The following is a 14218-nucleotide window of genomic DNA, read 5'->3' as shown; positions in this document are numbered from 1 at the left end:
AATAATTGTTCTGTTCATTGTTAAAAAAGCGCTGATTTAATACTCTATAAGTGTAGTCATTACCAATTAAAGGGGAACTGAAAATGAGTGTATCATTCAAACGTGCATCAGCGCGCGTAGGCGTCATGAACGTAGGGCATGAGCCCTATTGGGAGCAATTTCCTGGTCTTCGGGAAGAATTGATCGGTTACGGTAAAGAGTTCGAAGCGATGCTAGGCGTTCATGAGGTTGAAGTCGTTTCGGCTGGCTTTGTAGATAATGTTGATAAATCATTCGCGGCTGCTTCGCATTTAAAGCGTCAAGATATCGATTTCCTGTTTGTCTTTTTGAGCACTTATGTAACCTCATCATCGGCAGCAACTGCCATTCTGAATGTCGGCGTGCCAACGGTTCTGGTAGCGCTTCAGCCGAGAAAACGGCTTGATTATAGAAACACAACAACGTATATGCAGCTAGCCAACGATAATATTTGTTCGCTTCCGGAAATCGGCGGGGTACTCATCCGCGCAGGAAAACCTGCAGCTGGCATGATTGTTGGCACACTGCATGATGATCCACGAGCTGCGAGTGAGCTAAAGTCATGGTGCCAGGTCGCGAATGCGCGTCGTGCTTTCAAGCATGCACGAATTGGCTACTTGGGTCATACCTACGAGGGTATGTATGATATGAATTCGGACCCGACAGCATTTACAGCTGCATTTGGCTCCCATGTGCAGATGCTGGAAATGTGCGATTTGGCTAAGCTGGTTAACGGGGTAACCGCCGCTGAAACAGCAAATAAGCTCGATGAGATTAAGAGCATATTTACGATCTCTGATCCGTTCATCGATCCTGTGACAAGACCAATTAAGCCGGAAGATTTGGATTGGTCAGCCAAGGTTGCTGTTGGGCTCGATAAGCTTGTAGCGGAGAATGGTTTAACGGGACTCGCGTATTATTACCGAGGATTGGATGGAAATGAATACGAACGAATCGGTTCCAATATGGTGCTGGGGAATTCCCTGCTGACAGGTAAAGGCATCCCACTTGCAGGCGAAGCGGATCTCAAAACTTGCGCAGCAATGCTGATCATGGACAGGCTCGAAGCAGGAGGATCATTCGCAGAGCTGCACCCTTGCGATTTCGTAGATGACATCGTGTTAGTGGGCCATGACGGACCGCATAACATTAAAATCAGCGATGGCAGTCCGATTATTCGGGGACTAGATTTGTTCCACGGGAAGCGCGGCTCCGGCATCGGCGTTGAGTTCAGCATCAAGTCAGGCCCAGTCACTTTGCTGGGGATTTCACAGACGGTAGACGGCAAGTTCAAGATGATCGCCACGGAAGGTGAGTCGATCAAAGGAGAAATTCCACAGACAGGCAACACGAACACACGCTGTAGTTTCGGCTGCTCCGTTGCCGAATTCGTTGAGAAATGGTGCTCCGCTGGCCCAACTCACCATTTCGCGCTTGGCGTTGGGCATGTCGCTCCGAAAATCCGCAATGTTGCCAAAGTGCTGGGCATTGAACTGGAAATCGTATAAGGGAGAGTGAGCTGGCTTGAATAAGGTGACACATGAAGCAAACAGCGGTGCTAAACAGTTGAAGCGCGCTACGTTGGAAATGAGTCTTAAACCGTTCAAAAGTCTGGAACAGGCTGCGATTGATGAAGTTTGTACGGAAGCACTGCGACAATGGCAACCGCTCATCGGCATGGCAGATTCAGCTTCGGTGCTGCTGTGGGTTTCGGATGGCAGTGAAATACTGACCTGGAACGGACAGTACGAAGATGAATTCGAGTGGGCTCGGTATATCGGTTTTGCAAATGAAGAGATGTTCAGCCATGTCAAGGACAAAAACGATCCTCATATAGCTCGTCTATATATAGATAACCCAGTTCGTTTCACGTACGGCGATCTGCGCAAAGTCGTCGATTCCTTCAAACGAATAGCGCTGGATCAGTTCAATGTTCAGCTGGAGGTTGGTGTTCCTTTTGACGCGGGTCCGGAGTTTGCTTACTCTGATTTCAAATATAAAGATCACCCCGAAATCAATCGCGCGGAGCTTGGTGGAAATTTCGTGTCGCTGAAGGCCGATTATACGGTCGTCTGTTCCTGGTCCAAGCTGAAGGCGGATACCGATGCTTATGCTGCCTATCCTGGCGGCATCCCAGAAGGCACGCCGTTCGGGGAGTTTCTAGGGCGCCAATGCGCGAGTTTCCTGCCTGCGTTAGGTTTCGATTATATCTGGTTCTCAAATGGCTTCGCATTGTCATATTTCCCATGGACGTACTTAGGTGCTAACTATAATGGGACTGACCTCCCGTTAGCTGATTACAATGAGCTTTCATCCAAAGTTATGTCGTTCTGGGACTTATTCAAGCAGGAATGTCCTGGTGTGAGGACAGAGGTGCGTGGGACGAATTACGGAACCGGCATGGATTTAGCGAAGGATTACATTCCGCTGCTCGAGCTATATGAAAAGAAGTATCTTGATTTCCCTCCGCCTAACTCTCCATGGGGAGCGCTTAACTACGATTTTGGGCTGGAATTAACAGGGTACATGTCCAGAATCGCGGAGCTGCCAGGAGAAACATATCCGTACCGTTTTTATGTGAATGATCCATGGTTTTGGCAAAATCCTTGGTGGGACTACTATGACCACGAACCGCACGACATTTACGGGCCGTTGTCGGTCGCACGCATGAATGCGGCTGGAGCCCTTGAAATGCCTGGCATCGTAGAAATCTTGACAATTGATACAGAGAAGGGCGAGTTGTGGGCGGACGGACCTGCGGAAGTGATTCCCTATATACAAAAAGCGTTCCGTGAAGCGCCCGATGAACCGGGTCTCCTCACTTGGCTGTATCCGTTCCGTGAGCTGCATGAGGCAGTTCAAGGGGATAACGAGGCTTCTGGCCGCGTGTTTTTCCATGATTGGTTCGTGCGCTGCGCCATTAATCATGGTTTTCCGCTCAACACCGTACTCGGCACGGACACGTTCCGCGCGATGTCATCTGAAGCCCGGCGAAAGCTCAACAGTACGATATTGTTTGTGTCCGCGATGTGGCTAGACGACGCCAGCATTACTGAGCTGACAGACATTATCCGCGGTGGCGGCAAAGTCCTGGTGTACGGCGATGTAAGACAGCCGTCGCTGCTAGAGCTGTTGAATTTACAACCAACCGAGGGTGTGGGGCTGGAGGGGGATTTTGCCCTCGCGCTATCGTTCGAGGAGGACGACATTTACGGAGATAAGGGTGAGCGTAAGTTACGTCATCGCGCGGACATTGGCGACGGTTCGCTGAATGTTTTGCTGCGGAATAAGGCAGATGCAGGGACGCGGGTCGGTGCCGTTGCTATACAGGAAGGTGAAGAACGCATATTCGCACTTTCACGTACACTGGCAGAATGGAATGGCGGTCGAATCGGTTGGGTGCGCGGCTCGCTGCCTTTCGCCGAGACAGGTGTCACCCATCTGCCGGTTCGGCAGGAGAACGATTGGATGGATACGTCGATTTTGCTGAGGTATATGCTTCAAGACTTCGGCATTTTGATGAAGCAAGTAAAGCAAGATCAGGATTCACAATCTGTCCTTACCTTCGTTTCCCGGCACCTGAATGGTTTCATCATGACAGGCTGCAAGCAGGATCCGTCGGTGCAGTTGAAGCTGCGATTCCCGGATGGGGTACCGCTATTCCCAGGCCAATCGATTGTTCTTGGCGAGGGCGAAGCGGAACTGTATTCGCTCGATCGAACGTTCCGGGACGAGTGCCGTGTTTTCGTGAACCAGCAAGAGCGGAGCCGAGTATCGTGCCGAGAGAATGCGCCAACTCCGTCTAAGATGAAGCGAATGGTCCGAACTTTGAGCATCAGTAATTTGCTAAACGCAGATGTGACCATTTATCCGCCGCCAGAGATGTTAGCGTTGGGAGCCATAGAAATTAAACAAGGTAATGGCAGCATTGTGGATTGGCGTGGCATGCAGACAGGAAATCGGCTGCGACTTGTCGGCATAACGGGAACGATTCACATTTCATGGTAATGAATAAAAAATATTGTTAATATTTGAAAAATTTATATTAAATCAATTTTATATGAGAAGCCAGCAATCGCGAATTTGCTGGCTTTTTGTACTTTGGAACTATGACAATTCTATTCCTTGACTATGAACCACAGGAATCAACCATTGATATCGCAGCGTATCATGAAGCTGATAACGCTCAATATTTGGTCCAGCTGGCTCGAATCCGAACGATTGCAAGACAAGCATTAAACTAAAACATGCATAAGGGTCGTTCGATAAGCAATCCAGTGAAACGAACAGTGTAGGTTGCAAAACTTCAAACTCGATTTCAAACTCCGCTTCATGATGCCAATCATCCTTCAAGACCGTATTTGCAGGCAGCCGAAAACCAATTTTGCCAATCATCTCATCGCGAATGATTTGTTCCTGCTGCACAAATGCCTCTTTCGCATGCAAAAGCCCTTGCTTGTTCAAGTAAGCCGCACTTTCCTCAATAGCCTGAGCAAACGGATGAAGTTGCCGCTTTACGCGATGACGGAACCAGAGCATCCTCGAAGAATGAGTCCATCTGACTAACCGAATCTGCTCATCTACAGAGTCGACGCCATCTAGATATTGTTTGGCCACATTAAGCGCCAACAACTTCGTATCAATATCCTGACGCCATTTGTTTAACCAGACAGTCTGCTCATCGGAATCCGCAACAAGAAATTGACGGATCTCAGACAGGCTGATGTCTGCTTGGCGCAGGGTATGAATCTTCATAGCGCTTGAAATTTGATCTTCTTGATAAAATCGATAATCATTTTCCGTCCTATAAATGGGCTTCAATAGTCCTTCTTTATCGTAATAGCGAAGTGTGCTGGCGGGAAGACCCGTTCGCTGGGCAAAACTTTGTATGGTCATATGGCTTGTCAACAGATCTCCTCCTACCAGACTTTTAATAATAACTCCACACATTCAATCGATTCCCGTCTGGATCATAGAAATGGAATCCCTGCCAACGCTCCCCTATGATTTCAGATGTTTCGATATCCTGCCCTTTAAGCCATTCATGCGTCTTGCGCAGATCTTCTTGCTTTTTGATCCTGAAGTATAACCTGGCTCCAGGATTAGCCTTTTTCAATGATTGCTCTGTATGTATTTCTTCCAGCCAGACGAAGTCCCATGTTCCACGCATCAAACCAAATCCAAGATTATGATGATTTTTCTTCGAACGTTCCCAACCACATATCCGCTCATACCAATTGATTGAAGTCTGCAAATTGGAGACACCTAACCATAGTGGTTTGGCAGCGTATTGAATGACGCGTGATTCAGGGAATTTACCTTCCAGCTTCCTGTCTTCGCTTAGCGTCAGGCGAACATTTCCGAATGCGAGAATGTCAGCAGACCGCGTGCCATCCGGCATTTTTAGCGGCGCAGTGCACTCGATGCCTTGATTAACGAAGTATTCCAGTGTCCGATCCAGATTAGCCGTACGAAAACAAAATCTGCAATTTCCTTCGTTATAATCTTTGGACGTGAAATGGTCAAGTTCGCTTTCAAACGATTTCAAATTAGCTTGTCCAGACCCTGGCATCTTAAAAAATGCTTTTCTGCCGACGGGCCCATTGCCTGTGCCTAGCAATTTCCAACCCATTTTATCACGATACCATTCTGTTGCCTCATCGAATTGTTCCCAAGGTACCATAATAAAACCGCCGTCAAACTTAAAGTTAGGTGTCAGCACGTAGGCAACCTCCATTTTTTGGAATATAACTTGAGATTACTATACACCTTAAAGTTACTTTAAGGTCAATAGCTTTTTTTCATGTTAAGGTGTAAGGTTGTTTTTTGATCGATGTGTTGGTTATTGTATGATGGATAATAGAACTAGCGCCTCAATGGGTGTTTTATCATGTGAAACATAGGAGGAAGAAATGGCCTGGAGCAAATTGAAACAACAACTGGAGAGTTTTCTTAGTCCTGCGCTAAATGGAAGGGTCGAATATCTTTCAGCTAGCTACCGTTATTTACCAGATAAAACAGGGCTTTGTTATATTGCGGTAGATAAAAAGAAAGTACTCAATATGAGTGATAACTTAGTCAGATGGTATCAGACGGAGTTAGAAATTAAGAATGATTCAGATATCTATATTCCTATCAATAATGAAGAAATCGAAGCAGTCAGAAAAGATACCAAAGGAAGTGTTCCCGAGGATCGTTTAAAAGTAATAGCAAGAAACAGAAAAATATCGGAATATGCAAAAGAGCTTTTGTCAGCACAGTCATCATTGAGTAAATCAAATTTTGTCGTTATAGCTAACAAGTTTTTATCCACTTCTATAGAGGAAAGCCTAGAAAGTAACGATATCTTGTTGAATATTCTAGCTTTGGTTGACAGACGCGTTGGGAAAAAGCGCATTTTAAACATGACCGAGAAGATGCAGTTAAAGCATCCAATTGTACAGTATTTTTTTGAACTACGACTTCAAACATTTGATAATAAATAACTCATTCATCTCCAAACGGGGTGTTGTATGAGGGCCGCGACTACTGTTTGAGCGGATAACTGTTATCGAAATGCTTATATGGAATTATTAGGGGAATGACACAACGAAATAGCCTGTATACACGTCTAATAGATGAAGAAACGAGGTGTATGCATGATACGAGCTAAGATAACGATCGGTGTGCTGATTGGTATCATCGGGGCGTTGGTAATGATCATGGTTATTCATTTAACGTCTGACAAACATGCACTTGAAAGAAACGATATTATTCTTCACCATTTCAATAAGGTGGATGTAGACCGTTTAAATGAGATGGTTCAGCGTCATAAAAATGGAAAAGGCGACTATCTCGTGCTCATCCCACCGATTGTTGACGGTGGCTACTGGATACATGATGTGCAATCAAACGGCAGAGAAATCACCTGGACCATTGATAATACCAGGGATGGAATGAGTTCTGAACATGGCAAACAGGTTTACAGTTGCAAAAGGATTAGCATGGATGAGACAAAAGATCATTACTTATATACGCTTTATCAATGTGACAATGAAGGTGAAAAGAGCATACCCATTTTCGGGCTACTCAAGGAAAATGTTTTGTTACGTTAACGGGTAACGATAGTACAAAAAATGGGAGCATATCACGTGAATTTGCTCTGCAACAATACCAACCAGTTATACGGTTGAGGTACTGTAAGCGAAAACTCAACGAGGTTACAAAAAAAGGTTACCCTAAGCCGAATACGGCATAGGGTAACCTTTTTTTTGTCTTTGGAATTTTAACGGTGCTTAACAGGCTGCCGCATTGCGGCCCTTCCTCCCGCTGGTTGGCAGGAAAATTGAGTTCACATATGGAATATTAAGGGAATTATGTTTCTTTTTAGGGAGTGATTTCTATGAAGTGGCTCTCTTTTACGAGTAAGTCCAAAACCAACATGAAAAAGCAAATTAACTGGAATAGCCATTTACCAAAACATATAGCAATTATGATGGATGGAAACGGTCGTTGGGCAAAAAGGAGAGGGTTACCCCGAACTGCTGGACATTATGCAGGCATGCAGGCTATGCGAGAAACAATAAGAATATGCCGTGAAAATGGAATTGAATCTCTTATCTTATACGCTTTTTCTACTGAAACTGGAAAAGACCAAAGGATGAAGTGGACTATATTATTAGCCTAGTGGTCGAATTTCTACAAGATACAACAGTTCAAGAATTAATAAAAAATAGTATTAAAGTCAGCTTTATCGGGGATATCTCGAGATTCCCACATGAAACTCAAGAAGTGATGCGAAGAGTATTAAAATGGTTTGATCGCAAAAGGAGAACGGGAATGGGGGCAGTCCATGCAAGAAAGCGAATTGTATGTTTATCACATTGTCACTAGGAAAAAAATGGATCTTGGTCAGATCATATGCTTTGACAAAAACCAAAAAAACACATTATATCACTTCTTTTTTGAGAAGGAACAGGTGAATTTAAAGGGTGAGGACTTTATTCAAATTTTGCATGATCATCATACAAATGACGGCTTGAAGATGGATAAAGAAAATGCAGATGTAGCTATTAGATATGTAGGTCAAACAATCCGAGCTATTAGAGAAGTGATTGTTGAAATGATTAGACTTCAAGAATATCCTGAATATCCCTCACGATTGTCTTGCTTATACGCTGCGAAAAGTTATGAAGATGCTTTGCGATGGAAAGAACTGTTTGATTCGTACCACCGAAAAGTTTTGCAGATAGTAAAACTTCGGGTTATTGGGAATATCTTTGAGGGGGATGGGAATCTTTTACCAAAAGAAGATGGAATTCCTTTCTCTCGGAAAATCGAACAAGCCAGAGAATATTGGAAGGGCAATGTGAAAAACGAACTTCCTGAGTTATTAATTAACGGAAAGATCGAAGTAGTAGAAATAATTGATGAGTACTACCTTTAATGTTAACAAAAGCGCTTGATAGACCATTAACGGTGAACGAGTTAAACAGTTAAGGACTGCTATGTGGCAGTCCTTTACCCAGCTAACGGACGAATTTATTTAACTCTAGAAAATAAACAGGACCGCATATGTTTAGGTTATGGAGGTGACTTGAGATTTGAAATATTTAAAGATTGTGATGATAGCAACGGTCGTATTTACTTTATTGGGATGTCAAGGGAAATTAAGTGCGGAGCCTACTGGGCAAGGATATATCTTTGAAGTAACTGATAGCGGAGTATTAGTGCTGGATAATATAAAAGACACCGATTTGGGTAAAAATTGGCGAGATATATCAGGGAGTTATTCAGGAAACGCTATTTGGCTAAAAACTTCGACCTCACAACTTTCAGTAGGACAAAAAGTAAGATATTGGGTTAATGGTGGAATTAATGAATCTTTTCCAGCACAGGCAAGTGCCAAAAAGATAGAAATAATTAATGATTAAACTATCGCAAACATTCTTAGGGAATACACGTTGAACGGTAATATAAGATTCGCCTGTGCGGGCGGTTCTTTTTAATGAGCGATCCGAGACCGCCAGCTCGATAGACTAAACCTGCATAGTGATAATATACATCAAGTATATTGTGGCGGTTTAACCGTCGGATGAGGAGCGTTCACTATGAAAGTGGCTGAGCTTAAGCGATTTATCATTTTAATCGAGATTAAAGCATTAGAGAAAGCATTAGTTAATGGAGAGGGTGAGAGTCAAATCGCTGATTTGATCCGAGAGAGGATCGAAAACCTCAAGCGAGAAGGAGAGTGGATTACTCAGTTTGACGATGGGGTGCCGACCTCACGACTCATATCGTCTGACCTCGTCATTCGGAGCGCGGCCACGGGCGACGTCGACACAATACGTGACGTCTATCGCCGAGCTTCGCTGACAAATAAAGCCGATCACCAGCTAGTCGCCGCTCATCCCGAGTGGCTTGTGTGGGACGTCGCGATGCTGCCATTCGCGAAAGTTGCTGTTGTTGACGGGCGGGTCGTCGGCTTCGCATCGGCACGTCCGGTCGACGACTTCCTCGAACTCGAGGATCTGTTCACTGATCCTGACTATAAGAGACAAGGCGTTGCCCGCACGCTAATCGCTGACATTACACGTCGCAATTTGCGAATAGAGGTGTCTACCAAACACGCGAAGGCGTTTTATGAATCGGTGGGGTTTGTCGTCATCGGTGTCGCCAACTCAAACGGTGGACCTCTGCTACGGATGTGCCTCGATGTTACACGTAATCGGTCTTGACGAGTATTTGATGAGGTTATATAAAGGGGGAGGTTAGATATGAGGGAAATTGATTTCAGACACTATTTTTGGCAGGATGAAGAAATAAAATTGCGTGCAATCGAGCCTGAAGATTGGGAGAGTCACTACATAAACCGTTTCGATTCTCTTGCACGGCGTTTTTTAGAGTGTGCTGTTGAATTACCACCTACGATTGCAGAAGCAAAAAAATTCTCTGAAACATACGCTGATTTCTCTTCAGGTCGGCTTATGTTTACTATTGAAAATTCTAATAGAGAAAATGTTGGGGGTATTAATTTAAACAGCATCGACGAAAAAAACGGCACATTTAGTATAGGTATTCAAATCGACATGAACCACCGAGGTAAGGGGTATGGTACAAGAGCTGTTAAAATACTTCTGAAGTATGCTTTCTTCGAACGAAGGCTTAATAAATTCAATGATCATGTACTTGAAGGAAACGATGCATCTATTAAAATGATGAAGAATCTAGGATGTATCCAAGAGGGTGTTCGGCGAAAAGTCATATACACAAATGGGCAATATTTAGATAGCATTTTGTTTGGTTTAACGAAAGATGAATTTATTGAGATACAAAAAAAGATGGATGTTGAAGTCTAACGGGGCACGTTAGCACAATAAACAGGGATCAGTTTGCCGCGGCAGCTGCTTCGTGTACCAAGTTTAACGCCTGAACAGATCCAAACATAAGTAGAGAAGCTGCCGTTACGATTGGCGGCTTCATTACGTTAACGGGCAGATTTCTCCAATGATTCTTGGTAAAATCATTCTTTACATTCGAACATATATTCGCTATATTTTATATGGGTATATTTTCCAATAGGGGGGAGTGGTTAAGTAGTGGCGGAAATAGTCAAAGCGAAAATTGAAAATTCTCTTACTGTGTTGTTAGTTTCAAATTTAGAAAAGTCCATGAAGTATTACCAAGATGCCTTAGGATGTGATGTTAACGAACACTGGGCAACTCGGGATAATTTCGGTTTAGGCTTTAAATTAATTCAAGCAAAAAGCATGGAAGATGTTAAACCTAATAAAGGAACATGGAATACATATGCTTACGTAAACTCTCATGACGAACTTGATACTCTATTTCTTGAACTAAAAACGAATGGGGCAATTATTGTCTCCGAACCAAAAGTAATCGAACAAGACTGGGGTTCATGGAAAGATTTCTCTGTTCGAGATTTAGATGGGTACGAAATAGGTTTCGGTTCAGGAAAGAAAAATAGCTGAAGAGAACTTACGAACTTATTTAAGGTTGCCGCGTGAGTAATCAGCAGCTATGCTGCGATCACGGGCAGAATTCTCGAATGGAAATGCCTTAAATAAACATTGTGAATGCTTTGTAATGACAGTAAATACGAGCCCCTTATTTGGAGGTTATCAAATTGGAAACTGCTCAACTTATCACTCATGATAATCGTAAGATTTATCCTCATGTTTACTCTGTGAAACCAGGACCAGTACAAATTTTGAGTGTTCCTAAGATGCAATATGTATCCCAAGAAATGAGAACAGCTTTCCATATGAACTGGGCTGGACGCCCAGAACCATTAGATGAACAGTGGATTGTATGGAAAGTAGTGAACCAGTTGAAGCAAATAACAAAGAAATCAATGGGATATAAGTTTAAGTTAATGCCCCCGGAGATTATTTGGCGTAGTAAAAGTGATGATGATAAATATAACATTACTCATATGATGCAAGTTCCAGATTGTATTTCTTCGGAAATTTACGAAGAGGCAAGAGCAAATGTCGAGAAGAATTTACGTGGACAAACAGTTCCTAGGACCAAGTTTGTAGGAGAAGAGTTAACTATATGTGCTCAAAAACTTCATGTTGGACATTATCGTGATACACAGTCAACTCTACAAGAAATTGAAAATCATATTGAAGAGCAAGGGTATCGAATCAAAGGCAACCGAAGAGAAATTTATCTGACACCAGCTATGCTGTGTCATCTACCCGAAACATGGAAAACGATTGTAAGGGTCGATATCGAAAAACTTGACTGAGCTAACGGGACACGATAGCACAATAACAGGGAGCAAACTGCCGTGACAGTTGCTCCCTGTTTTCTTTAAATTCGAACCCCATTCATTCCTTCTAATCAATAAGTATATAACATGAAATGCGTTGGAATAAATAAAAGAGATCCAGTATGATGGCATTATTAATTCCGGGAAGGGTACCGGAAGCCTATTGACGGTATCCAGTCTGGGAAACCAGTTCAGATTAAACGATCTCGATCATGTTAAAGCTATAACTAGAAGACGAGCTTGGTCATACCGGTATTTTATAAAAGCACATCACTGTAAAAGGAGAAATAAAAATGATCCTTATAACTGGAGCAAACGGGAAAACTGGTCGTGCAGTAATTAAAGCTTTGCTTTCTAAAGGAGAGCGGATAAGAGCTTTTGTTCGAAGAACTGAACAAATCGAGGATATTAAATCATTAGGTGAGATGGAAGTCGTTACAGGAGATATGCTGGATCAAAAGGCTGTAAATGAGGCATTAGTCGGAATTAGGGCTGTATACCACATTTGTTCAGCTATGAATCCCGATGAAGTTCAAATCGGACAAGTAATCATACAAGCAGCTCGCTTGGCTGAAGTTGAACATTTTGTGTTCCATTCCGTCATACATCCCGTCATTCAAGAAATGCCGCATCATCAGAAAAAACTCATGGTGGAAGAGCTCCTAGTGAATTCAGATATCCCATATACGATTATTCAGCCAGGTGTATTTATGCAGAATATACTCGAGTCTTGGAAGATACTTAGTGAAAAAGGTATCTTTCAACAAAAGTATTTTACGACTCAAGAAACTCGCATATGCATGATTGACTTAGAAGACTTAGCCGAGGCAGCTGCAATCATTCTTACTCATCCGGGACATACATGGGCTTCATATGAACTTTCTGGGCCTCAAAATTTATCATTGTCTGATATGACAGCAACAATGGAACAGCATTTTGGCCATGAAATCAAAGTTGAAACGCCTCAAGACGAAATGTTCGCAGCACAATTAAAAAAGCGTGGATCAGGAGACTATCAAATAAATACAACATTAAAGATGTTTCAACATTACAATGAACATGGATCTATCGGTAATTCTAATGTTTTAACTTGGATATTAGGTCGTAAGCCGAATGATTTTTCATCCTTCATTATTAGAACATTAAAAAGCAACAACCCAGGTAACGTTAAATAAATACAAAGAAGCGGCAGCCTGCATAATGATGGGCTGCCTTTTCTGAATTTATTAGGTCATAAAAGTAAGTCCAAAATGCGCGCCGACCGCGAATAACACCGTCCAGAAAGCCAGGCTGACGGTCATCCAGATCAGAACTCTGCGGCGCGGGGCTTTAAAAAGCATGCCGAAGGCGGCGGCGACCTCCGTCCCGATGAGGAGGGGGCCAATAATGGACAGACCGGGCAGCCCGTATTTGACGAAAAGACTATTGGCGCGTTTGCTTTTTTTGCTATCCTGAGACGTAACATGATCCTCTCCACTGGCGGCACGCTTCCGTTCTTTCCATCGCTGCCAGCGGTCGAACAAGAACACGACGAGCAGAACGGTCATCCAGTTACCGGCAAATGCCAGAATCGTGGAGAGTACTGAGTTCAACCCAAATGCAATGGCCACTACCACAATCGCGGACGATTCGACCCAAGGCAAGGCTGATAAGACGAATACGGCCAAGTAAGACCATTCTTGTAAATACTCCTCAATATTCATTTACTTCCTCCTCCTATCTAGTTGGCAACAATGGGTCAACTACGCTCCCAATCTCGTAGCCCTTTCCAATACAAAATCTGCTGAAGAGCTCCTAAAAGACTTAATCCCCCAATCGCCGCAGCCTTGCCGTCTGGTATCAACACGATCAGCCCGATCAGCAGTGGAATTGCCGTGTAGTACAGCATATACACCCGCCGGGTAACCTTGTAATTGATCCATTGCTGGCCTTCATCTTCCTCGCGAAACTCCGGCGGGATGAAAGTCGCGAGTCGAATGCGGCGCTTTGGGTAACGATTGTTATGAAAGAGAACCAGTGCCGTCCAAATTACAACCAAACTGACAGTACAGGTGGTCATCGTATAACGCAGCCACTCCGGTGAAACTTCCCGGTAATGAAGGACCAGCATAGCGACACCGACGAGAAGAAAAATAACCGCGCCTAATAGCGGAGAACGGAGCAATCGTTCCAGCTTCATTCCATGATCCCTCCTTCAGGCTCCTCATGTGCTTCCAGGTAGAACACATCTTCAACCGACACCTTGAACACTCGAGCTATTTTCAAGGCCAGCAAGGTGGAAGGCGAGTAATCGCTCTTCTCGATCATTCCGACCGTCTGGCGGGTGATGCCGGTTCGTTTGGCTAAATCCTCCTGCGTCCAATCGAAGCGGGCACGCAATTCTTTTACGCGGTTCTTCACGAGACAGCCGCCTCTCTATATAGC

At 43.8% G+C, this 14218-nt stretch carries 16 protein-coding genes and 1 pseudogene; 12 read left to right on the top strand and 5 right to left on the bottom strand.

Annotation, left to right across the window (positions count from 1 at the left end):
* The first annotated feature begins 83 nt into the window (after positions 1–83).
* Complete coding sequence (locus AC58QM_RS14475) at positions 84–1526, top strand: L-arabinose isomerase family protein (protein WP_497285056.1); 1443 nt, start codon at positions 84–86, stop codon at positions 1524–1526.
* A gap of 16 nt (positions 1527–1542) precedes the next feature.
* Complete coding sequence (locus AC58QM_RS14470) at positions 1543–4026, top strand: hypothetical protein (protein ID WP_497285054.1); 2484 nt, start codon at positions 1543–1545, stop codon at positions 4024–4026.
* 99 nt (positions 4027–4125) lie between these two features.
* On the opposite strand, the gene AC58QM_RS14465 is transcribed toward AC58QM_RS14470, so the two are convergent.
* Both AC58QM_RS14465 and AC58QM_RS14460 read right to left on the bottom strand, forming a co-directional pair.
* Positions 4126–4926 (bottom strand): helix-turn-helix domain-containing protein, encoded by an 801-nt coding sequence (locus AC58QM_RS14465; protein WP_497285052.1) that lies wholly within the window; start codon positions 4924–4926, stop codon positions 4126–4128.
* 22 nt (positions 4927–4948) lie between these two features.
* Positions 4949–5740, bottom strand: coding sequence for a VOC family protein (locus AC58QM_RS14460; RefSeq protein ID WP_497285050.1), 792 nt, complete (start codon positions 5738–5740; stop codon positions 4949–4951).
* Positions 5741–5930: 190 nt separating this feature from the next.
* Between AC58QM_RS14460 and AC58QM_RS14455 the strand changes: the two genes are divergently transcribed.
* The 10 genes and pseudogenes from AC58QM_RS14455 to AC58QM_RS14410 all read left to right on the top strand — a co-directional run bounded on the left by AC58QM_RS14455 (position 5931) and on the right by AC58QM_RS14410 (position 12969).
* Positions 5931–6503, top strand: a complete 573-nt coding sequence (locus AC58QM_RS14455; protein ID WP_497285049.1) for an SF0329 family protein — start codon at positions 5931–5933, stop codon at positions 6501–6503.
* 153 nt (positions 6504–6656) lie between these two features.
* Positions 6657–7112, top strand: coding sequence for a DUF4362 domain-containing protein (locus AC58QM_RS14450; protein ID WP_497285047.1), 456 nt, complete (start codon positions 6657–6659; stop codon positions 7110–7112).
* A gap of 287 nt (positions 7113–7399) precedes the next feature.
* A pseudogene (gene uppS / locus AC58QM_RS14445) lies at positions 7400–7890 on the top strand (polyprenyl diphosphate synthase).
* Positions 7850–8443: a DUF2441 domain-containing protein gene (locus AC58QM_RS14440; protein ID WP_497285045.1), complete on the top strand. Its 594-nt coding sequence runs from the start codon at positions 7850–7852 to the stop codon at positions 8441–8443. Before uppS ends, AC58QM_RS14440 begins: the two are co-directional and overlap by 41 nt.
* A gap of 157 nt (positions 8444–8600) precedes the next feature.
* The gene (locus AC58QM_RS14435; RefSeq protein WP_497285043.1) at positions 8601–8930 is read left to right on the top strand and encodes a YobA family protein; all 330 of its coding nucleotides are present in this window, start codon (positions 8601–8603) and stop codon (positions 8928–8930) included.
* A 177-nt stretch (positions 8931–9107) separates the two neighbouring features.
* Positions 9108–9734, top strand: coding sequence for a GNAT family N-acetyltransferase (locus AC58QM_RS14430; RefSeq protein WP_497285041.1), 627 nt, complete (start codon positions 9108–9110; stop codon positions 9732–9734).
* Positions 9735–9773: 39 nt separating this feature from the next.
* Complete coding sequence (locus AC58QM_RS14425) at positions 9774–10355, top strand: GNAT family N-acetyltransferase (protein ID WP_497285040.1); 582 nt, start codon at positions 9774–9776, stop codon at positions 10353–10355.
* 240 nt (positions 10356–10595) lie between these two features.
* Positions 10596–10988, top strand: coding sequence for a VOC family protein (locus tag AC58QM_RS14420; RefSeq protein ID WP_497285038.1), 393 nt, complete (start codon positions 10596–10598; stop codon positions 10986–10988).
* A 155-nt stretch (positions 10989–11143) separates the two neighbouring features.
* Positions 11144–11770, top strand: a complete 627-nt coding sequence (locus AC58QM_RS14415) for a hypothetical protein (RefSeq protein ID WP_497285036.1) — start codon at positions 11144–11146, stop codon at positions 11768–11770.
* 317 nt (positions 11771–12087) lie between these two features.
* Positions 12088–12969 (top strand): SDR family oxidoreductase, encoded by an 882-nt coding sequence (locus tag AC58QM_RS14410; protein WP_497285035.1) that lies wholly within the window; start codon positions 12088–12090, stop codon positions 12967–12969.
* A gap of 51 nt (positions 12970–13020) precedes the next feature.
* Here AC58QM_RS14410 and AC58QM_RS14405 read toward each other — a convergent pair whose 3' ends face one another.
* The 3 genes from AC58QM_RS14405 to AC58QM_RS14395 are packed head-to-tail and all read right to left on the bottom strand — an operon-like array spanning position 13021 to position 14194.
* Positions 13021–13497, bottom strand: coding sequence for a small multi-drug export protein (locus AC58QM_RS14405; RefSeq protein WP_497285034.1), 477 nt, complete (start codon positions 13495–13497; stop codon positions 13021–13023).
* Positions 13498–13532: 35 nt separating this feature from the next.
* Positions 13533–13973 carry a hypothetical protein gene (locus tag AC58QM_RS14400; protein ID WP_497285032.1) on the bottom strand — a complete coding sequence of 147 codons (441 nt, stop codon included), beginning with the start codon at positions 13971–13973 and terminating at the stop codon, positions 13533–13535.
* Complete coding sequence (locus tag AC58QM_RS14395; RefSeq protein ID WP_310499385.1) at positions 13970–14194, bottom strand: helix-turn-helix transcriptional regulator; 225 nt, start codon at positions 14192–14194, stop codon at positions 13970–13972. Before AC58QM_RS14395 ends, AC58QM_RS14400 begins: the two co-directional genes overlap by 4 nt.
* Positions 14195–14218: the final 24 nt, after the last annotated feature.

It is taken from the genome of Paenibacillus sp. J22P165, assembly GCF_059692015.1.
This window is presented reverse-complemented; position numbering and strand designations above follow the sequence as displayed.

Coding starts and splice junctions, on each gene's coding strand:
- AC58QM_RS14475 (WP_497285056.1), top strand. CDS start 84: ATGAGTGTATCATTCAAACGTGCATCAGCGCGCGTAGGCGTCATGAAC.
- AC58QM_RS14455 (WP_497285049.1), top strand. CDS start 5,931: ATGGCCTGGAGCAAATTGAAACAACAACTGGAGAGTTTTCTTAGTCCT.
- AC58QM_RS14450 (WP_497285047.1), top strand. CDS start 6,657: ATGATACGAGCTAAGATAACGATCGGTGTGCTGATTGGTATCATCGGG.
- AC58QM_RS14440 (WP_497285045.1), top strand. CDS start 7,850: ATGCAAGAAAGCGAATTGTATGTTTATCACATTGTCACTAGGAAAAAA.
- AC58QM_RS14430 (WP_497285041.1), top strand. CDS start 9,108: ATGAAAGTGGCTGAGCTTAAGCGATTTATCATTTTAATCGAGATTAAA.
- AC58QM_RS14425 (WP_497285040.1), top strand. CDS start 9,774: ATGAGGGAAATTGATTTCAGACACTATTTTTGGCAGGATGAAGAAATA.
- AC58QM_RS14410 (WP_497285035.1), top strand. CDS start 12,088: ATGATCCTTATAACTGGAGCAAACGGGAAAACTGGTCGTGCAGTAATT.
- AC58QM_RS14405 (WP_497285034.1), bottom strand. CDS start 13,497: ATGAATATTGAGGAGTATTTACAAGAATGGTCTTACTTGGCCGTATTC.
- AC58QM_RS14400 (WP_497285032.1), bottom strand. CDS start 13,973: ATGAAGCTGGAACGATTGCTCCGTTCTCCGCTATTAGGCGCGGTTATT.